At 62.8% G+C, this 21,519-nt stretch carries 17 protein-coding genes; 2 read left to right on the plus strand and 15 right to left on the minus strand.

Annotation, left to right across the window (positions count from 1 at the left end; translation table 11 throughout):
- From PLU72_07370 to PLU72_07425, 12 genes are all read right to left on the minus strand, one after another.
- Window positions 1–297 (minus strand): DUF2442 domain-containing protein, encoded by a 297-nt coding sequence (locus PLU72_07370; protein ID HOT27993.1) that lies wholly within the window; start codon window positions 295–297, stop codon window positions 1–3.
- 4 nt (window positions 298–301) lie between these two features.
- On the minus strand, window positions 302–562 hold the full coding sequence (locus tag PLU72_07375) for a DUF4160 domain-containing protein (GenBank protein ID HOT27994.1): 261 nt from the start codon (window positions 560–562) through the stop codon (window positions 302–304).
- A gap of 114 nt (window positions 563–676) precedes the next feature.
- Window positions 677–2,050, minus strand: a complete 1,374-nt coding sequence (locus PLU72_07380; protein ID HOT27995.1) for a polysaccharide deacetylase family protein — start codon at window positions 2,048–2,050, stop codon at window positions 677–679.
- A gap of 52 nt (window positions 2,051–2,102) precedes the next feature.
- Window positions 2,103–3,326 (minus strand): hypothetical protein, encoded by a 1,224-nt coding sequence (locus PLU72_07385; GenBank protein HOT27996.1) that lies wholly within the window; start codon window positions 3,324–3,326, stop codon window positions 2,103–2,105.
- Entirely contained in the window at window positions 3,323–4,681 is a 1,359-nt protein-coding gene (locus tag PLU72_07390) for a sigma-54 dependent transcriptional regulator (GenBank protein ID HOT27997.1), read from the minus strand. Before PLU72_07390 ends, PLU72_07385 begins: the two co-directional genes overlap by 4 nt.
- A gap of 25 nt (window positions 4,682–4,706) precedes the next feature.
- A complete protein-coding gene (locus PLU72_07395; GenBank protein HOT27998.1) occupies window positions 4,707–6,383 on the minus strand; it encodes a HAMP domain-containing sensor histidine kinase in 1,677 nt (558 codons plus the stop codon).
- A 358-nt stretch (window positions 6,384–6,741) separates the two neighbouring features.
- Window positions 6,742–7,500: a triose-phosphate isomerase gene (gene tpiA / locus PLU72_07400; protein HOT27999.1), complete on the minus strand. Its 759-nt coding sequence runs from the start codon at window positions 7,498–7,500 to the stop codon at window positions 6,742–6,744.
- Between the two features lies 1 nt (window position 7,501).
- Window positions 7,502–8,707 (minus strand): phosphoglycerate kinase, encoded by a 1,206-nt coding sequence (locus PLU72_07405; protein ID HOT28000.1) that lies wholly within the window; start codon window positions 8,705–8,707, stop codon window positions 7,502–7,504.
- 42 nt (window positions 8,708–8,749) lie between these two features.
- Window positions 8,750–9,817 (minus strand): type I glyceraldehyde-3-phosphate dehydrogenase, encoded by a 1,068-nt coding sequence (gene gap, locus PLU72_07410; GenBank protein HOT28001.1) that lies wholly within the window; start codon window positions 9,815–9,817, stop codon window positions 8,750–8,752.
- A gap of 125 nt (window positions 9,818–9,942) precedes the next feature.
- The gene (gene cmk / locus PLU72_07415; GenBank protein ID HOT28002.1) at window positions 9,943–12,663 is read right to left on the minus strand and encodes a (d)CMP kinase; all 2,721 of its coding nucleotides are present in this window, start codon (window positions 12,661–12,663) and stop codon (window positions 9,943–9,945) included.
- 148 nt (window positions 12,664–12,811) lie between these two features.
- The gene (gene aroA, locus PLU72_07420) at window positions 12,812–14,113 is read right to left on the minus strand and encodes a 3-phosphoshikimate 1-carboxyvinyltransferase (protein ID HOT28003.1); all 1,302 of its coding nucleotides are present in this window, start codon (window positions 14,111–14,113) and stop codon (window positions 12,812–12,814) included.
- Window positions 14,114–14,147: 34 nt separating this feature from the next.
- A complete protein-coding gene (locus PLU72_07425; protein HOT28004.1) occupies window positions 14,148–15,485 on the minus strand; it encodes an L-serine ammonia-lyase, iron-sulfur-dependent, subunit alpha in 1,338 nt (445 codons plus the stop codon).
- A gap of 306 nt (window positions 15,486–15,791) precedes the next feature.
- On the opposite strand from PLU72_07425, the gene PLU72_07430 reads away from it, so the two are divergent.
- Window positions 15,792–16,754, plus strand: coding sequence for an aldo/keto reductase (locus PLU72_07430; protein ID HOT28005.1), 963 nt, complete (start codon window positions 15,792–15,794; stop codon window positions 16,752–16,754).
- 15 nt (window positions 16,755–16,769) lie between these two features.
- Here the strand turns inward: PLU72_07430 and PLU72_07435 are convergent, their stop codons facing one another.
- Entirely contained in the window at window positions 16,770–17,762 is a 993-nt protein-coding gene (locus tag PLU72_07435) for a hypothetical protein (protein ID HOT28006.1), read from the minus strand.
- 74 nt (window positions 17,763–17,836) lie between these two features.
- Between PLU72_07435 and PLU72_07440 the strand changes: the two genes are divergently transcribed.
- On the plus strand, window positions 17,837–17,962 hold the full coding sequence (locus tag PLU72_07440; protein ID HOT28007.1) for a hypothetical protein: 126 nt from the start codon (window positions 17,837–17,839) through the stop codon (window positions 17,960–17,962).
- Window positions 17,963–17,965: 3 nt separating this feature from the next.
- On the opposite strand, the gene PLU72_07445 is transcribed toward PLU72_07440, so the two are convergent.
- Together PLU72_07445 and PLU72_07450 are read right to left on the minus strand one after the other, a co-directional pair.
- Window positions 17,966–19,213 (minus strand): NAD(P)/FAD-dependent oxidoreductase, encoded by a 1,248-nt coding sequence (locus PLU72_07445; GenBank protein ID HOT28008.1) that lies wholly within the window; start codon window positions 19,211–19,213, stop codon window positions 17,966–17,968.
- A 160-nt stretch (window positions 19,214–19,373) separates the two neighbouring features.
- On the minus strand, window positions 19,374–21,519 hold a 2,146-nt coding region (locus PLU72_07450; protein ID HOT28009.1), incomplete at its 5' end, for a sodium-translocating pyrophosphatase.

The raw sequence follows: 21,519 nt of genomic DNA on the forward strand, positions 1-21,519 counted from the left end.
CTAAGCCACCTTGTCTTTGATTGGGGAATTTTCGTGGGAATAATCAGGTATGGAGACATTGAAAACCCACGAATAGAGAACGACTGGATCGACGTCCGCTCCATTTGGCCAGCAGATGGTCCCAAGATCAGGATCGACTTTTCCTGTTCTGAAAACGTTCAGGTCTTTCAGTGGAGCAAAGATTCCCGAGAAAGCGATATGCTTTGCGAGATCGACCTCTCCCGATTTCCCATCGTCAAACGTGAGACGCAAACGATAATCGCCAATGAATTCAACGAAAGTAACGTCTTTCAGCATTTGCTTACTCCAGCGGAGAAATTCTCGGAAGCGGCCGATTTTCCTGGGCGAGATTCCATGCATTCCGAAGTTCGGAGTGATGTGCCAGACCCCATTCCATTACCATCCCAAACACTCGTGGTGCCAGAGAGCCTTCGAGCAGTCTCATCGTTCTGATTTCAATCAGAGCTTTTTGGTCTCCGTATCGAACGTGAAAATGAGGTGGGGAATGATCACTGTAATTCATCGTGATGATGATTCCAAAAAATCTGCTTATCTCAGGCATGAGAATTCCAGAATGTGCATGAGTTTCGACCATATCTATTTTAGGCCGCGGAGCAAAGATGTGCAATCTTCTATCAAGATACTATTTTTGAGAGAATCGCCGGTAGATGCGAACTCAGCCGGCGTGGTCGGTGGGGCCGAGGAGCTGGGAGACGGTCACGAAACGGTAGCCGCACTTCTTCAGGGCGGGGATCAGCACCGGCAGCACGCGCAGGGCGCCGGGGTGGATGTCGTGGAACAGCACGATGCATTCGGGCGAAAACGAGCGAACCACGCGGGCCAGCATCCGATCGCTGCTGCCGCCGGCCCAGTCGCGGCTGTCGGCGTCCCACAGCACTTCGCGCCATCCCTGGCCTTCGATCATGCCGCGGACGCGGCCATTCGTATGGCCGTACGGCGGCCGCACGAGGCGCGGCGATCTGCCGGTCAGTGCGGCGATCATCTCCGATGTGCGGCGAAGATCGCCGATTCCGGCGGCGGAACTCATGTTGACGAGAGACTTGTGGCTCCAGGTATGGTTTGCCACTTCATGTCCCTCTTCCGCCATCCGCGTAACCAGATCGGGATAGGCTTCCGCCCTGGAACCGAGCACGAAGAACGTGGCCCGCACGCCCTGCGCCCTGAAGTAATCGAGCAGTTGCCGGGTGTAGGCGGCATGCGGTCCGTCGTCGAACGTCAACGCGACGAGCTTCGAACCACCCCCACCGGAAATGCGACTGATCGCGGCGGCGCAGGAGTCGATCGTGTATGGCTCGGCAGGCTCGATCCGGGCCGGCGGGGAAGGATGCCTCGCGACGGCCGTTCCCTGCGAACCTGGCAGCTCCGGCGGTCCGTGCGGCGGAATCGGAGCGTCGCGCATGCCGGACCCGAACGAGTCGGCGATGCCGAGATTGCCGTCCATCACCGGAGGCTTGATCTCCGTGGCGGCCGGTGGAACGCCGGGCAGTCGTCCGTAGGCGTCCGGAGATGGCGGCCGGAGACCCAGTTCCTGGAGTTGCCTGGCGGCCGGCTCGAATCCGGGATTCAACCGTAGGGCCGCGAAAAACGACGCGGCGGCTTCGCGCCGTTTCCCGGTTTCCTTGTAGAGGAGCCCAAGGTTGTAATGGAGCCAGAACGAAGATTCGACGCGCAGGCCCGCCTCGAACACCCTGAGCGCGTCGGTAAACCTCTTCTGGGTTTTCAGGGCGGATCCGAGGTTGTTATAGAGGTGAACATATTTCGCGTCGATGGAAAGACCGCGTTGCCAGAGGAGTATCGCGTCTTCCAGGCGGCCCGCCCGGGCGTAGATGATGCCCATCGAGTTCAGGACGCCGACGTCGCGGGGATTCTGCTCGAGTTGCTGCCGAAGCAGCTCGAAATCCTTCATCAGGTCGGGGGGCGTCGACGGATCGCTTCGGGCCTCCTGCCCGGCGATCTGGCCTTCCGCCGGCCGCGCCGGGACCGCGATGGCGAGAACCAACGCGCAAAGCAGAAGATGCCAAGGACGCATGCGGTCCAACCTCCGTTTCGCCATCCCCCATCGGCACAAGTCGGAAAATCGTTTACCTGTCCGCTGGCAGCCTGTACAGCGCCTGATACAGCCGCCAGATCCGGCGCTTGAGATCGCCTGCATCCGGTTGCGGAATCGTTCCGGCCTCGAAGGCAAGCCCGTGTTCGCGCAGAATACCCTCGCAAAGGGCCAGTAATTCGGGGTCCCGTTCGCCGGCGAAAGATGAAACGGCTTTCGTCAGGAGAGAGGCGCTCTCCGTCGCGATCGCACGCTCAGGCGGTTCGCCCGTCATGGATATCGAAAAGAAGCGCCAGATATCCTTGTTCACCCCGTCGTCCGGCCCGTTCAGGACTCTCTCCGCCCCGGCCGACAAGTCTGAAAGCCTGGATTCGGCGAGTGCGGGGTGTTGCATGTCTCCCGTGCGCAACGATTCGAGCGCGTCGAGAAACAGGCGAGCGGCGAAGGGCTTTCCAATGAGCAGGGGAGGGAAGGAAAAGTCGAAGGAGGGAACGCCGTCCGTCGATATGCGTTCGGCCAGAAATGCAACGGCTTTTTCCAGGATCGGAGAGATGTCGAGGTCGAGGCAGAACTTTTTGAGATAGGCCAGGGCCGCGGCTGCGGCCAGCGTCGGCGTGACGGCGCCGTATTCCGGACGGCCAGGAACGGCAAACGAGCCGTCTGCCTGCTGCAGTGCGACGAGTTGGTCGGCGATGGACGCGAGAACCGTTCTGGGGGTTTCGAGACAGCGAAATTCGGCGACCGTCGCCGCCCAGGCCAGAGGCAGGGCGAGGTGGCACGAAAAGCACCGATTCGTTCGCTGAAATTCCATGATCGCGCGGGAAAGATCGGTAAGCTCGATTTCCAGGTTGCGGACCGCCGGGTCGAGGCCGGAAACGATGATGCCCCCCGTCGTGCCTGAACCTATTTTCGAGGGTGCGGAAACGAGCGGAACGAGCTCGAGCCAGCCCGTCGAGGGATCGTTCAGCCTGATGCTGAACGTGTCGTCATACGGCTCGTTCAGGCGGCAGACCCGCGTGACGTGAGCGCTTCGGACGATCACGGCCGTTCCCCGCCGTCCCGCGCCGAATACGTCCGCGGAGTCGGGCGGAAGATTGACGAATTTGACGGCTGACGTGGCCGGGAAGTCGATCCGACAGCCGCCGTCCGGGAGAGAACGGATCGTCCATGCCAGTTCTCCGGAATCGACGATTGATGGTGCGGCGAAGACGATCAGGAGGAATATAATCGTTACCAGTATAATATGATTGGATATCACGGCCTGCCGGAGTCCTTCCGGAGACCGTATTTTTTCAGTTTGTAATGGAGGTTCTGGCGTGTGACTCCGAGAAGCTCGGCCGCCTGTGCGTAATTGTAACCGGAGGCCTCCAGGGCGCGCCGGATCATGTCCACTTCGAGCTGTTCCCTGGCCGTATCGAGCGGCAGACCGCTCGATACGGCCGGGCTTCCTTCGCCACGCTCTGCGGACGTCGGTGGAAGCGGCAGGTCTTCAGGAAGAAGTTCGGCGCCGACCCGCTTGAGGATCACGGCCCGCTCGATGATGTTCTCCAATTCGCGCACGTTGCCCGGCCAAGAGTGAACGGCAAGATGAGCCAGCGCCGCCTGGGATGGAGCGAGAAGAGGCCGATGATGACGTTCCGCGAACCGCCTCAGGAATACATCGACGAGGTCCGGGATGTCTTCGGGGTGTTCCCGGAGCGGCGGCATGCGGATCTCCACGACGCTCAGCCGATACAGCAGATCTTCGCGGAATCGGCCCGCCATCGACTCGGCGCGCAGGTCGCGGTTGCTCGCCGCGACGATGCGCACATTCGCCGGAAATGCCCGCGTGTCGCCGACTTTGCGAACGACGCCGTCCTGGAGGACCCGGAGAAGTTTTGCCTGGCTCGGCTGGGCCAGATCGCCGATCTCGTCGAGAAACAGCGTGCCGCCGATCGCTTCGTGAAACAAACCGTCCTTGTCGGCGAATGCACCCGTGAAGCTGCCCTTCACGTGGCCGAACAGCTCGCTTTCGACGAGATTCTCCGGAATGGCGCTGCAGTTGACCGGAATGAACGGCCCGGAGGAACGTTTCGAACGTGCGTGCAGGGTTCGCGCCGCCAGTTCCTTGCCGGTTCCGCTCTCGCCCTGGAGAAGGACGGTGCTTTCGGTGTCCGCGACACGATCGATCAGATCGAGAACGTTCCGCATCGCCTCGGAATGGCCAGCCGGCGTCACCCTCGTAACGGAGGCGGTTTCCGTGCTGGCAAACTCCGCGGCGAGAACGGAGCGCACGGCGGCACGCAGATCGGCGATCTCGAAGGGCTTCAGCAGGTAATCCCGCGCACCGAGCTTGACGGCCGTTACGGCCGTTTCGATCGACGAATAGGCCGTCATCAGGATGCAGGGCGGCCGGGGATGCAGTTCGCCGAGCTTTGCGAGCAGGTCGAGGCCGGACATGCCCGGCATGCGAATGTCGGAGATCACGAGCGCGGGATTGCGCTCGATGATGAATTTGAGCGCCGCATCGGGTTGCGAAAAGTCGCAGACCTCGTGACCGTCGAGTTCCAGGGCTTTTTTCAAAGCCCGCAACAGCTTCACCTCGTCGTCGATCAGTACGATTCTGTTCGGCATTCTATTGATTCCTTCATATAATGTATCACGAGTTCTCTCCGCCGGCTGTCCTGAGCGTGAAGGAAAAAACCGTCCAGCCGTCCGCCCGGCGCTCGGCCCATATCCTCCCGCCGTGTCCTTCGATGATGGACTGACAGATGGCGAGACCGAGACCGGTTCCCTGCGGCTTCGTCGTCACCAGCGGCTCGAACAGATGATCGGCGGCTTCGCCGAGACCCGGCCCGTTATCCGAGACCGTGACGACGGCGAAACCGTCCCCGGTCACCGTCGCTGAAACCCGTATCGTCGCCGCTTTTCCCGAAGAAACCTGATCGTGAAGCGCGTCGGCTGCGTTCCTCAGGAGATTCGACAGGACCTGCCCGATACCGGTTCTGTCGACGAGCACGGCCGTATCGAGCTTCTCGGCGACGTCGAGTTCGATTCCGGCGCGCCTCGCCACGTCCGAAAAGATGCGGACGGTCTCGGCGATCAGTTCGCCGAGAGGGGCGGCGGTAAGCCGTGGCGGGCGGTTGTGGGCGTATTCCAGGAGCGACTCGACGATTCGGCGGCACCGCTTGGTCTCGTCGATGATCGCGACGATATCGTCTGACTCGACCGGTTTCCCGGATTTCACGGCGTCGAGAGCGAGACCGGCGCTGGCCAGAATCGTGCCGAGCGGGTTATTGATCTCGTGGGCCAGTCCGGCGGAAAACCGGCCCAGCATCGCCATTTTCTCCTTGCTCATCAGCTCCTGCTGCACGGCGATCAGCCGGTCTCGGGCCGCGGAAAGCTCGAGCACCATACGATTGAAACTTCGTGCCACCGTCCCGATCTCATCGGCCTCATCGGGAACTTCCGTCACGGGAATCTGCTGCCAGTGCCCCGCGCTGACCCGGTCGATCGCCTGTTTCAGCCTCTCGAGTGGTGAGAACAGGCGCCGGGCGAGAAAGTAGCCGAGGACGAGGAAGGCAAGGATCTCCAGAATGGCGAGGCGGAGCATCAGGTCGTCGACACCGGTCCTGGTCAGAGTTGCCGAATCGGCCTCGTAGCCGATCAGAAGGGTCTGACCGGTTTCCGGAAATGCGGTGGCTCGAAGACGATACAGCTTGCCGTGCATCAGCCGCTGGAACGTCGCTTCCCGCGAGGCATACTCGGTGCGGAGTTCCGCCGGCCAGTCCGGTGCATTGCCGCTGATGAGCCCCTGCGAATCCCAGAGCACCATCAGCGGCTTCGCCGGCACCGTTGGCCTGCGGGCGACGATCAGTTCCGTTTCTGAGGCGGGCAGGGGAACGACATGGACGACGAAGCCGAAATTCGAAAGAGGGCCGGAAAGAGCGATGCGCTGCGGCAGCGCCGTGCCGTAAACGAGCGGCGCCGGCCGAAGCAGAGGGTAGAGCAGACTTGTCCCGTTTCTCCGGATATCCAGCCAGTCGAGCTGAAGATGCCGCTTGAACAGTTCGACCGTCTTCAAAAGCCATTCCTGCGAGGTTTGACCGAAGTCCGTACCGGCGAGCACCGGCGTGATCTCGCCTGCGACGCTTGCCAGCGCGCCTTTTTCGCGACTCCACTCCAGGATGACGGAGTCGCGGAGAGAGGTGAGCTTGCCCAGGTCGGCCTCCTCGAGCTGCAACCCGAGCGTGCGCGCGCCCCAGGAAATGATGAGGCCGGTCAGGGCCACGATCATCAGGGCAAACCCGATGCCGATCTTGAAGCGTATGCTCACGCGGCCTCCTGAGAAATCCTTGGCCGTCGCACAACGGAAAACGAAACCACGGAGTCGCAGAGACACAGAGGCTGTTGTCGGGCACATTGTCCTGTATCCGATGTGGAGGAGGGTTTGAAACCCGCCCCTGTCGAGCAATACCGATGATCAGATGCGCATCTGCGAATCACGGAATTCATAAAATATTTTTTTCTCTATATCTGCGTGTCTTTGTCCGAAACCCCGACCGTTTTCGAACCGTCCTGTCTATCATCGCATAAAATCTCTTCAGCGTCATATACGGATGTTCCATGAAAGTTTCGTGGAAAAACAACGACCCGCCGGCTTGTGCGCGGCGGGTCGTATCCGATCGTCAGGGTCAGTAGCTGATCAGCTGGGCGAACGAGTCGGGATCGAGGCTCGCGCCTCCAACCAGGGCTCCGTCGATGCCGGGCTGGCTCATGTAGGTCTTCATGTTGTCGGGCTTGACCGAGCCGCCGTACAGGATGCGGGTCTTGTCGGCCGCCGAGCTGCCGTACCGGCTGTGCAGGAACTCGCGGATCAACGCGATCGCGTCGTGCGCGTCCTTCGTCGAGGCGTTCTTGCCGGTGCCGATGGCCCAGACAGGCTCGTAGGCCACGACCATGGTGCCGATCGCGTTCTCGGGGACATCCTTCAGATCGCGATCCATCTGATTCAGGATGACCTGCTCGGTCAGGTTCTTCTCGCGCTCGTCGAGCTTCTCGCCGACGCAGAGAATCGGGATCAGCCCGTTCTTGACGGCTGCCAGCACCTTTCGGTTGATCAGCTCGTCGGATTCGCCGAACACCCAGCGGCGCTCAGAATGGCCCAGGATCACGAATTCGCAGTGAAGATCCTTCAGCATCGCGGCCGAAACCTCGCCCGTGAACGCGCCCTTCTCCTCGAAATACATGTTCTGCGCCCCGAGGAGGATCTTGGTCTCCTTGCGGGCCTGGTCGACCGGGTAGATCAGCGGGAACGGCGGGCAGATCAGCACGTCGCGCTCACGGACGTTCGCGATCTTCGGCTGCAGGGCGGCGACGAAGCTCTTGGCCTCGCCGGTCACCTTGTGCATCTTCCAGTTGGCGGCGATCAGGGGACGGCGTGACGTAGGCATGTCAGGCTCCTCCGACCATGTTCTTGATGTCGCGCGAGAAGATCTCGATGCCCGGCAGCGTTTTGCCTTCCAGATACTCGAGGCATGCGCCGCCGCCCGTGGAGACGTGCGACACCTTCTCGGCGGCGCCCATCTGCTCGATCGCGGCGACCGAGTCTCCGCCGCCGACGACCGTCACTGCCTTCAGCGACGCCATCGTCTCGGCGATCGCCCGGGTGCCGGCGTCGAAGGGCTTCGTTTCGAACACGCCCATCGGGCCGTTCCAGAGCACCGTCTTCGCCTTCTTCAGCTCGGCGTTGAAAGCGGCGACCGTCTTCGGGCCGATATCGAGGCCGAGCTGGTCGGCCGGCATCGCGTTCGTATCGACCGTCTGCACGGCAACGCCTTCCTTGATCTCGGCGGCGACGACCACGTCGACCGGAAGCAGGATGGTCTTGCCGAGCTTCTTCGCGGTCTCGAGGATCTTGAGGGCAACGTCGAGCTTGTCGGCCTCGCACAGCGACTTGCCGATCTGCTTTCCCTGCGCCTTCAGAAAGGTGAACGCCATGCCGCCGCCGATCAGTAGCGAGTCGACCTTGGTCAGCAGATTCTCGATGACGAGAATCTTGTCGCTGACTTTGGCCCCGCCCATGATCGCGACCATCGGCCGCTCGGGCGACTGAGTGACCTTGTTGAGGTAGGTGATTTCCTTCTCCATCAGGAACCCGGCGAACGCCGGCAGGATGTCGGCAACGCCGGCCGTCGAAGCGTGCGCGCGATGCGCCGTTCCGAACGCGTCGCTGACGTAGATCTCACCGAGGCTCGCCAGAGCCTTGCTGAACGCGGCGTCGTTCTTCTCCTCCTCCGCGTGGAAGCGGAGGTTCTCGAGCATCAGGACCTCGCCGTCCTTCAGCCCCTTCGCAAGTTTGGCCGCCTCGTCACCGATGCAGTCGTTCGCGAAGGAGACCGGCCTGCCGAGAAGATCGCTCAGATGCTTGACGAGCGGCTTGAGCGAATACTTCGGGTCCGGTCCGCCCTTGGGGCGGCCGAGATGGCTCATGATGACGAGCCTCCCGCCCTGGTCGATGATGTGCTTCAGCGTGGGCACGGCAGCCCGCATGCGGGTGTCGTCGGTGATGTTCAGCGACTTGTCGAGCGGGACGTTGAAGTCGACGCGCACGAGGGCGCGCTTGCCCTTGAACTGGATGTCGCGAATCGTTCTAAACATGGAGCGGAGTTCCTCCTCTCGGTAATTCAATACGCCGGAATATTATTTGTCGTGCTTCATCATGTGGCTGAGCAGGTCGCACACGCGGCAGCTGTAGCCCCACTCGTTGTCGTACCACGACACGACCTTGAAGAAACGCTTCTCGCCCTTCAGGTTGTTCTGAACGGTGGCCAGCGAGTCGTAGATCGAGGAGCGCTGATCGTGAATGAAGTCGGTCGAGACCAGTTCTTCGCTCGTCACGCCCAGAATGCCCTTCAGATAACTCTCGGAGGCCTTCTTCATCAGGCTGTCGATCTCCTCGATCGAGGTGTCGCGGGCGGCGCGGAACGTCAGGTCGACGACCGAGACGGTCGGGGTCGGCACGCGGAACGCCATGCCGGTCAGCTTGCCCTTGGTCGCGGGAAGCACTTCGCCGACGGCCTTGGCGGCGCCGGTGGTGGACGGTATGATGTTGATCGCGGCCGCGCGCCCGCCGCGCCAGTCTTTCTTCGACGGGCCGTCGACGGTCTTCTGGGTCGCGGTATAGGCGTGGATCGTCGTCATCAGGCCGGTCTCGATGCCGATGCCTTCCTTCAGGAGCACATGGACGACGGGCGCCAGGCAGTTCGTGGTGCAGCTGGCGTTGCTGACGATATGGTGCTTGGACGCGTCGTATTCCTGCTCGTTGACACCCATGACGATCGTCTTCACGTCACCCTTGCCGGGGGCCGAGATGATGACCTTCTTCGCGCCCGCGTCGAGATGGCCCTTGGCCTTCTCTGACTCGGTGAACAGGCCGGTCGACTCGATGACGTACTCGACGCCCAGGGCCTTCCACGGCAGCTCGGCCGGGGTCTTGGTGGCCGCGACGCAGCGGATTTTGTGACCGTTCACGACGATGACGTCGTTCTCGGTCTTGGAAGGATCGCTCTTCTCGGTGGTGACGGCGTGCTTGAACTTGCCCTGCACCGAGTCATATTTCATCTGATATGCAAAATAATCCGCATCCGTCGAGACATCAACGACCGCGACGACATCGAACGTCTTGCCGAGAAGCCCCTGATCGCAGATCGCCTGGAACACCATGCGCCCGATGCGGCCAAACCCGTTGATACCAATTTTCTTCGCCATTGACGTAAAACCTCCTTGGATTCAGATTGATGTGTCGGGGGAAAAGAAACCGACAGCCCCCCGCGAATCGGAGGGGCTGCCGGTCATGTGAATGGTTCGGTTGAGATGCGCAACGCGTGCGTCTCTCAATCCTTCAGCTGCTCTTTGAGCGAAGCGAGCTTGTCGCGGAGCAGATCGCCGATCGTGTCGGAGAAGCCCTCCGATGACTGTGCCTGGAACTTGCGGAGTTCGCGCTGGTCGCTGTCGAGAACCGCTTCCTTGATCGAGCACTTGAGCCGGCGGTTCTTGCGGTCGATCTCGAGAACCTTGAAGGTGACCTTGTCGCCTTCCTTCACGGCTTCGCTCGGGTGCTGAACGCGGTTCTGCGCGATCTGAGAGACGTGAATGAAGCCGGTCACGCCGTCGCACAGCTCGATCTCGACGCCGTTGTTGTCCAGCGTCTTGACGATGCCGCTCTGGATCGAGTTCGTCGGGAACCGCTTCTCGATGCCCTTCCACGGGTCATCGGACAGCCGGCGCAGCGAGAGGCCGATCTTCTGCTTGGACTTGTCGACTTCATAAACGCTGACCGTCACCTGGTCGCCGACCTTGAGGACCTGCGACGGGTCTTTCACATCGTTGAGCCACGAGAACTCGGAAATGTGCAGCAGGCCTTCGAGGCCGTTCTCGAGCTGGACGAACGCCCCGTAAGTGACGAGGTTCTTCACGACGCCGGTGACGACATCGCCGACGTTGTACGTGTTGTCGAGGGCGTCCCACGGGTCGGTCATGGTCTGCTTGAGCCCGAGCGACAGGCGGCGGTTCTTGACGTCGATATTGAGGATCTTGACCTGGATCTCCTGGCCTTTTTCGAGCACTTCCTTCGGATGGTTGATCTTCTTGACCCAATCCATGTCGGAGATGTGCAGCAGACCTTCGATGCCGTCGGCGATCTCGACGAAGGCGCCGAAGTCGGTCAGGTTGTTCACCTTGCCGGGAACGGTGTCGCCGATCTTGAACCGACTCTCGATGCCGTCCCACGGATGGGACTGGGTGTCCTTATAGGAAAGGGAGATGCGCTTCTTGGTCTTGTCGATTTCCTTCACGACGACCTGGATCGAGTCGCCGGATTTGACGATGTCGCTGGGATGCCGCACGTTGCGCGCCCAGGACAGGTCGGAAATATGGACCAAGCCCTCGACGCCTTCTTCCAGCTCGACGAACGCGCCGAAGTCCATCAGGTTCTTGACCTTGCCCTGATACCGGCGGCCGGGCTCGTAGCGCTGGTCGACGGTGGCCCACGGATCGTCCTTCTTCTGCTTGAGGCCAAGGCCGATCTTGCCCTTCTCGTTGTCGATCTTGAGAATCTTCGCCTCGATCTCCTCGCCGACCTGCACGACTTCCTTCGGATCCGTGATGACGGACCAGCTCAGGTCGTTGCGGTGGATGAGGCCCTCGACCCCGTCGCCGAGATCGATGAACGCGCCGTACTCGACGATGCGGGAAACGGTCCCCTTGATCATGTCGCCGACCTGATACTTCGAGAACAGCTCTTCGCGGCGCTTGTTGCGCGAACTCTCGACAACGGCGCGCTCGGACACGACGACGTTCTTCCGGCGGCGGTCGAACTCGGTCACGGTCATCGGGAACGACTTGCCCATGAACTCCTTGGTGTTCTTGCCGTGCGAAAGCTGGCTCTGGGGCAGGAAGGCGCGCACGCCGCCGATATCGACGTTGTAGCCGCCCTTGATGCGCTCCTTGAGCACGCCCTCGATCGGGGTCTTGTTGTTGAACGCGGTCTGGATGTCTTCCCAGGCGTCCGCTTCGCGGGCGCGGCGGTGGCTGAGGGTCAGCTGGCCATTTCCGTCGTCGACGCGTTTCACATACACGCGGATCTTCTCGCCGACCTTCAGGTCCTTCGTGCTGCCTTCGAACTCCTCGGAGGAAATGACGCCGTCGCTCTTGTAGCCGAGATCGACGTAGACGCCGGTCGGGGTGATCTCGATGATCGTTCCCGTCACGATCGCGCCGTTGCGGATTGTTTTGAACTCACCGCTCATCTCCCGTTCGAGTTCTTCCATGGTCATGTTGGAATCGTCCATGGGGGCTTCCTGCTTGGATGTAGCGGTAGAATTCTTGTCTGACATACGTTCCTCCGTCTGGATATGGGCATCCTTGACTGTTGCGATTGAAATGATCCGGTCCACCACCTGTTCGATGGTAAGGTCGGTTGTATCCACGAGAACTGCACCGTCCGCCTGTTTCAGCGGGGCGACCTCACGATTGGAATCGATCTCGTCACGTTTCGCGATCTCTTCCATGAGGCTTTCGAGACTGCCGGCAAACCCCTTCGCCTGAAGCTCCTCGAGGCGTCTGCGGGCCCGCTCCCGGATGGAAGCGGTGAGGAATATCTTGGTTGCGGCTTCGGGAAACACGACCGTCCCGATATCCCGGCCGTCCACGACCCAGTGGCCCCGCGAGCCGATCTCGCGCTGCATCTTCGTCATGCACTCGCGAACCTTCGCGTCCTTGGCCACGTGGGAAACGTTCCGCGAAACCTCGGGATCGCGGATCGCTTCGGTGACGTCGTGATTATCGAGAAAGACCGCCGGAAGGGCCGAACCCTTCCGCTCGACAAACCGGATGCTCGACGAACGAGCGCAGGTATACAGACGCTGCTGATCGGCGAAATCGATCTTGTTGCTCAAGGCCTTGAATGTGATGGCGCGATACATCGCGCCGGTGTCCAGGTAGGACCATCCAAGCTTTTCGGCAACCCTCTTGGCGACGGTGCTTTTCCCCGCACCGGCCGGCCCATCGATCGCGATGACGCTCGCTGCGCGGGCATCACTCTTGCGATCTGACATCACGACGACTCCTCGAAAAATACGCCTTCGAAAAGGAAAGACGTAGACTTAGTGGCAGCCAATGTACACCATTTTTCGTCGTAATGCAAGAGAAAAATATCGGCCGGAAACGCGCTCCCCCCGCGGCTTGCGGACGGCCCCGGCCGGTTCAGCGTGCGAGACTTCTCAGCAGCCGTTCGAATCCGGGAAACGAGATGTCGATATGCTCGGTGCCGCGAAGCCGCGTGACGCCGTCGGCGATCAGACCCGCGACCGCCAGGCTCATCGCCAGACGATGGTCGCCGTGCGATTCGCTCACGGCCGGCGCGCGCAGGCGCGGCCCACCGGCGATCCGGAAGCCGTCGTCCAGCTCCACGGCGTCGACGCCGAACGCCCGCAACTCCCGGATCATGCACTGGATCCGGTCGCACTCCTTGCGCCGGAGCTCGACCGCACCCCGCACCTCCGAAACGCCCTCGGCGACCGACATGGCCACGGCGAGCACGGGAAGTTCGTCGATCAGTCCCGGTACCTCCTCCGGCCCGATGGTGACCCCGTGAAGCCCGGCCCCGCCGACGGCCACGTCGCCGCGCGGCTCCCAGTCGTCGTTCGGAGACGGGGAAATGCCGACGTTGCCGCCCATGCGCCGAAGAACCTCGAGATAGGCCGTGCGCCCCGGATTGAGCGAAAGATCGCGGAACGTGACGAGGCTGCCGGGCAGGCACGCCGCCGCGATGGCGATGAACGCCGCGCTGCTGGGATCGCCCGGGACGGTCACGTCAAAAGCATGCGGTATAATACCGCCTGTTATAGTATGCTCGAGGCCCTCGGTCCGGACCGGGACGTCCATCAGCCGGAGCAAACGCTCCGTGTGATCCCGCGTGAGGAACGGTTCGCGCACCGTCGTCTCGCCGTCCGCCGACAGGCCGGCGAGCAGGATCGCCGACTTGACTTGCGCCGAGGCGACCTCCATCGTCCAGTCGATCGGATCGAGCAGCTCCCGCCCGCGGATCGCCAACGGCAGTCGCGAGCCGTCGTCGCGGCCGTCGATCGTCGCCCCCATCTCGCGCAGTGGTTCGACGATGCGCCGCATTGGGCGGTTCCGGAGGGAATCGTCGCCGGTCAGGACGGCGAAGACGGGGGCGCCCGCCAGGACGCCGGCGAGAAGGCGAGCGGTGGTTCCCGAGTTGAGACAGGGGAGAATACGCGACGGTTCTCGAAATCTCGCCGCGCCGCCGGGACCGTGGATCGTCGCCTCGGATTCGCCGTAATAATCGATCTCGACGCCGAGAGCCCGCAGCGCTCCGACCGTCGCCGCGATGTCCCATCCCCGCCCGAGATGCCTGACCCGGCAGGGCCCGTCCGCGAGCGCGCCGAGAAGGAGCGTCCGGTGGGAGATGGATTTGTCGCCCGGCAGTTTCACCTCGCCGGCGAGTTTCGAAGCGCGCTGGATCTCGAACAGTTGCGTCACGATATCTCTCCCCGGTCCGCCGGAATGAAATGTGTCAGGATGGTTTGCCGACCATGATCGCGAGAATCTGCTCGTCGGTCTCGAGCATTCCCGGCGCGGCGATGCGGCCGATGTTCCTCAGGCTCTCCTCGATCGTGTTGCCGATGACGCCGTTACTGAGAGGCAACCGGAGCCCCTCCATGGCCATGAACGCGCCCTGGAACGCGGCATCGACGGCGCAGACCAGCTTGACCGCACAGCCGACCTTGGCGCCGTCGCAAATAATACCGGTTATACTTGCCACCATATTGTTGACCGCCGCCCCGATCGTGTCGAGGCCTCCTCCCAGCAGATGGGCGGCGCCCGCCGTCAGCCCGCTTCCGGCGCAGACGACGCAGCCGCACATGGCCGAGAGGGTGCCGGTGTGATACTTCAGGATCGAGGTGACCGCGTGGGCGAGGGCCAGCGCCTCGGTGAGCTGGTCCTGCGTGCTGCGGAGCTGCTCGGCCAGAATGAAAAGCGGGAGCGTTACGGTGAGGCCCTGGTTCCCCGAGCCGGCCGAGGTCATGACCGGCAGGCTGCAGCCCGACATGCGGGCGTCGACCGCCGCGGAGGTGAGAAGTTTCGCCCGGTTGATCAGGTCGTTTCCCATCCAGCCGTTCTCGAGCAGCTTCCGGTACGCCAGGCCGATGTTGAGGCTTCCTTCGCCCTGCAGGCCGGCTTCCGCGACCTTCCGGTTCATCGCGACGCCTTCGAGCAGAAAGTCGCGCGTGCCGCGGCCGAGAAGCGGAAGCGAATGGTATAACTCGACGAATGGCATCTCGGCGATGGCGCGTCGGCGCTCGATGACCTCACTCGAGGCCGAGCCCGGCTTCGGGGCAACCTTATGGACGACGCGGCCGTCTTTCTCCAGAAGCGTCAGGTTCTCGTGGCTGTCGGCGATGATCGCGCGGCCTGTACCTTGGTCGCTTTCGACATCCGCCTCGATCCGGAGTCCGGCCTGCTTCTGATCGATATGGAGTTGCACCGCCCCGTCCGCAACCATCCGGCGTGCTTTCTCCAGCCACGCGGCGTCGATGCTCGACAACAGCCGCAGGTCCGGCGTCGCGTGAGGCGCGTGAACGCCCAGAGCCGCCGCAAGCGGGATGCCGTGCGCGCCCCCCGTGCCGGGGATGCCGACTTCCATCGCATTCTTGAACAGGTTCGTCGAGACGTTCAGCCTGATCTTCCGGACCGTCCCTCCCGCCTGACGCGCCGCATGGCACGCCGCAAGCGCGATGGTGACCGGTTCGGTACATCCGCAGGCCGCCTTGACGTCACACCGAAGAGCATTCTCGAACCGCTCGACCGACATACTGCCCCCCACCCATCTGAGTTCATGCAACTGTACCACGCCCGCGCTTCCCTCGCAACGAAACCGCGCGGAAAAGCCCTGCTGGTGTCGGGGCGGGTTTCACCCCGCTGTGAACACGATACTACTCGTCTCATATGTTAGGCGACAGCTATCACGAGTAAAATATATTGCCGCCGGACCGACATGGCACAGCCGTTCGCCCTGAGCTTGTCGAAGGGCGAGTGCATTCGTGCTTCGACAAGCTCAGCACGAACGGTATCGAGTATGCGGGTGATTGTCGTGTTACCTGGGAGACGAGTAGTAATGTGTGGTATCTTCATGACAATCTGACGGCGGAGGTGCGGCATGCTCGAGCGGCGGAAACTGGGAACATCGGGCGTCGAGGTAACCAGACTGGGATTCGGAACCCTCACCATGAGCCCGATGCAGCGCGGACTCGACATCGAGGCCGGCGGCGATCTCCTGCTGCGCGCCCTGGAAGCGGGCATCCGGTTCATCGACACGGCGCAGATGTACGGCTCGTATCCGCAGGTTGCCTCGGCCCTGCGGCGCTGGACCGGCGAACGGCCGGTCGTTGCGACCAAGTCGGCGGCGAAAACCGAAGAGGCGATGAACGTCGCGATCGACGAGGCGCTGAACGCCCTCGGCCTGCCTGCCATCGACGTGTTCCTCCTCCACGCCGTGCGTGACGAAGCGGATTTCCGTGAACGTGAAGGGGCGCTGAACGCCCTGTTGGCCGCTAAACGGACCGGGCGCGTTCGCGCGATCGGCGCGAGTTCGCATTTCGTCGGAGTGATGCGGCTTCTTGCCGCCGACCCGCGGTTCGACGTGCTCCACCCGATGCTGAACCGCGACGGCTTCGGCATCATCGACGAGTCGCTCGATGCGATGCTGGACGTGCTCGCCGGGGCAAAACGACAGGGAAAAGGCGCGTATGCCATGAAGCCCCTCGGCGGCGGGCACTTGCGGGGCGACGCGAAAGCCGCCCTGGAATGGGTGCTCGGCAGACCCGAAGTCGATGCGATCGTCGTCGGGATGACCGGCGACGACGAGTTGAAGATGAACGTGGCGACGGCATCCGGAAACCCCGTCGATCTCGAACTCGAACGGCGGGCGATGCATCAGCGACGCCGCCTCTTCATCAACGAGGCGCTCTGCCGTCATTGCGGCCTGTGCATCAGCCTCTGCCAGCAGAACGCCCTTTCGTTCCGGGAAGGGAAAACGGCGCCCGCCATCGACGAAAAGAAATGCATCGTCTGCGGCTACTGCGCCCCCGGCTGCCCCGCCTTCGCCATCAGAATAATATAAAATAAGATATAATAATCAGTCCGGGGCTTTGCTGGTGAGACTGCTCGCCTGGCCAGGACCGGGAATGCCGGCGGTCTGCGCGGGGGCGATGACCAGGGTTGGGTGATACGCCGACTCGAGGCCGGGAAGTTCGATCTCGCGCTCGCACCCCGTTTCGAGAGACCGCCTGACGAGCCGAAAGTTCCCTTGCCGAAGCGACAGGAAGAGCGTCTCGCGTCCGTCGGGGGAAACGCTCGGTTGCCAGTCATACGGGCGGGCCTGGGAGACCTGCTCTTCGTCCCAGGTGCCGTCGGGCCGGCGACGCAGCCGGAAAATGGCGGACGTCTGACCCACGCGTCGGGTGAACAATACGGGGTCTCCGCCGTTTGGACCGGTGGCGACTTGCCAGTTTCTCCCGCCGTGGACGATGGTCCGCTCGCTGCCGTCTGCAAGGTCGTGTTCGCACAGATCGAAGCTCCCGTCCGGGTTCACCCGCGACAGCAGGATGACGTTGGGGGCATACCATGCGGGCTGTCCCCCGGGGCGGCCATCCCCCGAAATTGTCTGCCAGGCGCTTTCGCGTCCGGGATGCTCCGCGAGATCGATCATGCCGACTTCGGTGGAGCCGTCCGGCAGCTCCAGCACCGCGAGAATCCGGTCGTCCCAGGGTGACGGCTGGGCCCAGCCAACGCTGGCTCCTGCCGAGGGCGAGTCCCAGCGCCAGCGTTCTTCGCCGGTCGGCGTGAACGCTGTCAGACCGAAGACGCCCGAGGCGCGCTGAACCGTCGCCAGGATGAGATCGTGCCGTGCCCAGTATGCGGGGTTCCCCTCGGGTTCGGGGGTTCTGGTGATCGGTTCGAGACGGATCGTCCCGGACGTTTCCGCGGCCCAGTACAAATCCCAGATGTTCTGACGCTTCCCTGAAAGCAGAAGCCGCTCTTCGGCCGTTGCGGCTGACGGATTCGCGAAGAAAAGACTGAACCAGAGAACCGCCGGTATGAGCGGAACCCTGGTGAGCGGCTCTTTCATGATGACCTCCTGCGGCGATGAAACCTGGCGTCGTGGTCGGCTCATTCTAGCAGATACGGCTTCGGAGACAAAGCGTGTCCGTGACGTGGTGGTCGATTGATTCCTGCGCGACAAAAGACATGAGAGTGTTCCCGTTCGTGCTGAGCCTGTCGACGCACGAGAGCCTCACGCCCTTCGACGAGCTCAGGGCGAACGGATGAGTTTCATTCTGGAGATGATCCGCCCAAGTGGCCTGCGAGAAAGCCGCTGGAAAACGCCCACTGGAGGTTGAACCCCCCGCACGGGCCGTCGAGGTTCAGCACCTCGCCGCAGAAGAAGAGACCTTTTACGAGCCGGCTTTCGAGTGTCTCGGGCCGGATTTCCTTCAGGGAAACGCCGCCGCGCGTCGCCATCGCCTGTTCGAAACCTCCGTGCCCCGTCACCGTCAGCGGCGTCCAGGCGAGCAATTTGATCAGACGGTCGCGAAGGGAGGGCGGGACCCGGCACGGCGCGAGAAACGGGTCGATACCGGCGAGAAGGCAGAGTTCGCGGGAAAGTGGCGCGGGAACGAGCGTTGCGACGAGTTCGCCGATGCGCAGCTGCGCGTGCTCGGATGCATATTTTCTGAGATGAATCCGTATTTCCTCTTCGTTTCTTCCTTTTGTGAGATTCGCGAGAAGAGGGACCTCGCCGTGACGCGCGAGCAGCGGTGTGATCTCGCGGGCAAGATCCAGAACGACGGGCCCGCGGATGCCCTCGTTCGTGAAGATCAGATCGCCGACGGCGCGCGCGTGCTTCGCTTTCGGGAGATCGATGCGCAGTTCCGCCTTGCCGATCGTGTCAGCCCGACAGTTCTTCACCCATGTCTCCTTCGTTTTGAGCGGCAGCATGGCGGGAAACACGTCCGTGACGGTGTGGCCGGTTGAGCGGGCAAAACCATATCCGTCGCCCGAGCCGCCGAGCGACGGATATCCCATGCCGCCTGTCGCGATTATTATATAATTAGATGAATAGAAATGGTCCGGGGTTTCCAGGCCCTCGACGCGGCCGTTCGCAAAGCGCAGGCGCTTCACCCGGCGCTCCGTCGCGACTTCGACGCCGAGTCGCGCCAGTTCGGCCTCGAGGGCAGACGTGACGGTTGCGGCGTCGTGCGTGACCGGGAACACCCGGAACCCGTCCGGCGCATGTGTCTGCACCCCGATCTCCGCGAGGAAGGCAATGAGGGCACGGTGGTCGAACGCTTCGAGAGCGGGCTTCATGAACCGGCCCTCCCGACCGAACCGGCCGATGAATGTCGCCGTGTCGAGGGTGTTGGTGATGTTGCACCGACCCCCGCCCGATGCCCGTAACTTGGCACCGGGGTGGGAACGTTGCTCGATCACCAGTACCCGCGCTCTCCGTCGGGCCGCGGTGATGGCCGCCATCATCCCGGCCGGCCCCGCGCCCGCGACGATCAGATCCCACTGGCTCATACGCGACGATCTTCCTTCAGGCCATTGTATCGCTGAGAAGCTCCAAAAAACTTCGGATTCAGGGAGACATCCGCAGATTCAGGAGGGATCGGTATGCCAAACGAATCCCACATCCCAGAAAAAACGCCCCTTCCTTTCGGAAGGGGCGTTTCGGGAGCGATTACAGGTCGCCGAATCCGTCGGCCGCCGGGGAGGCGGTTGCAGCGCCTTCGGCCGGCTTGGGTTCAGGAGCCGCGGCCGGAGCGGGGGCTGCTGCCGGAGCGGCAGGCTCAGCGGCCGGAGCCGGAGCGGCAGGCTTGGCGGGCTCGTCGAATCCGCCGAAACCGCTGTCCGCCGGGGCTGGGGCGGGTGTCGCGGCCGGGGCGGGCGTCGCGGCCGGGGCCGGAGTCGCCGGCGCGGGCGTTGCGGGGGCCGGTGCGGCGGCCGGTTCCTGCTGGACGGTATCGGTCGCAAGATCGTCACCGAGCAGGCCTTCCTCGTCTTCGGCCAGGATCGTGTCATCGGAGCCCATCAAGGGATCGTCCTCGTCTTGCATCCCCATGGCGCTGGAAGCGATACCCGCGGTCTTCGGGTCGGGCAGTTTGAGCGTGCCGTCCTTCACGGCGAGGTTGGCTTCTTCCTTGTAGCGGTGCTCGGTCGGGTTGAAGCCGAGAACATACTGGACCTTGGGCGAGTAGCTGACCGTGAGACCGGCCACGACAACGGCCACCATGCTCATGAGCTTGATCAGAATGTTGAGCGACGGCCCCGACGTGTCCTTGAATGGATCGCCGACCGTGTCGCCGACGACGGTCGCCTTGTGGCAGTCGGAACCCTTGCCGCCGAACTGGCCGGACTCGACGTATTTCTTCGCGTTGTCCCAGCTGCCGCCGGCGTTCGCCATCATGACGGCGACCGTGAAACCGGTCGAGAGGCCGCCGATCAGCAGGCCCATGATGCCGCTCGGCCCGAGGAACAGGCCGACGAGGATCGGGACGATGATCGCCATGAGGCTGGGCGTGATCATTTCCTTCTGGGCGCCCTGGGTCGAGATCGCGACGCAGGATGCGTAGTCGGCCTTGGCGCCGGCTTCACCCTTCAGCAGGCCGGGGATTTCCTTGAACTGGCGGCGGACTTCCTCGACCATGCTGTGCGCGGCGCGGCCGACGGCCTTCATCGTCATCGCGCAGAACACGAAGACGAGCATCGAGCCCAGGAACACGCCGACGAGCACCTGCGGGTTCATCAGGTTCACGTCGTAGAAGGTCATGAAGTCGTGCATGGTGGCGAACTGCACGGGAACCGGCTTCTTCTCGACGAAGATGAACTTGTCGATCAGCTCGCCCGAGGTGTTGGCCATGCGGATCAGGCCGACGCGCAGTTCTTCGACGTAGGCGCCGAGCAAGGCCATGGCGGTGAGGGCGGCGGAGCCGATCGCGTAGCCTTTGCCCGTCGCGGCGGTCGTGTTGCCGAGCGAGTCAAGGGCGTCGGTGCGCTTGCGCACTTCGGGATTCATGTGGCACATCTCGGCGTTGCCGCCGGCATTGTCGGCGATCGGGCCGTAGGCGTCGGTGGCGAGCGTGATGCCCAGCGTGGCGAGCATGCCGACCGCGCCTATGCCGATGCCGTAGAGACCCATGGCGGAGTTCTCGAAGCCGCCTGCGAAGCCGTAGGCGAACAGAACCGCGACGCCGACCGTGACGACCGGGATACCGGTCGACATCATGCCGTTGGCCATACCCGCGATGATGACGGTGGCCGGGCCGGTGGTCGACTGGCCTGCGACTTCCTGGGTCGGCTCGTAATCGCTGGCGGTGTAATACTCGGTCGCCCAGCCGATGATGATGCCCGAGATCAGGCCGGCGAGGATCGAACCGAACACGTTGAAGTGACCGGGCAGCATGATGTAGGTCAGCACGCCGGCGGCGATGCCGGTCAGGACAGCCGAAACGTTGATGCCCCAGCCGAGCGAACCGAGCAGGTCTTTCTGGGTCGCGTCCTCGTGGGTCTTCACGAAGTAGACGCCGATCAGCGAGGCGAAGATGCCGACGCCGGAAATGGCCATCGGGAGCAGGATTGCGTTCAGCTGGAGGTTCGCATACTGGCCGATGCCGAACGCCGAGGCGCCCAGGGCGGCCGTGGCGAGGATCGAGCCGCAGTAGGATTCGTAGAGATCGGCGCCCATGCCGGCGACGTCGCCGACGTTGTCACCGACGTTGTCGGCGATGACGGCGGGGTTGCGGGGATCGTCTTCGGGAATGCCGGCTTCGGTCTTGCCGACCAGGTCGGCGCCGACGTCCGCGGCCTTGGTGAAGATGCCGCCGCCG

The organism is Candidatus Ozemobacteraceae bacterium (genome assembly GCA_035373905.1).
Classification (GTDB): Bacteria; Muiribacteriota; Ozemobacteria; order Ozemobacterales; family Ozemobacteraceae; genus MWAR01.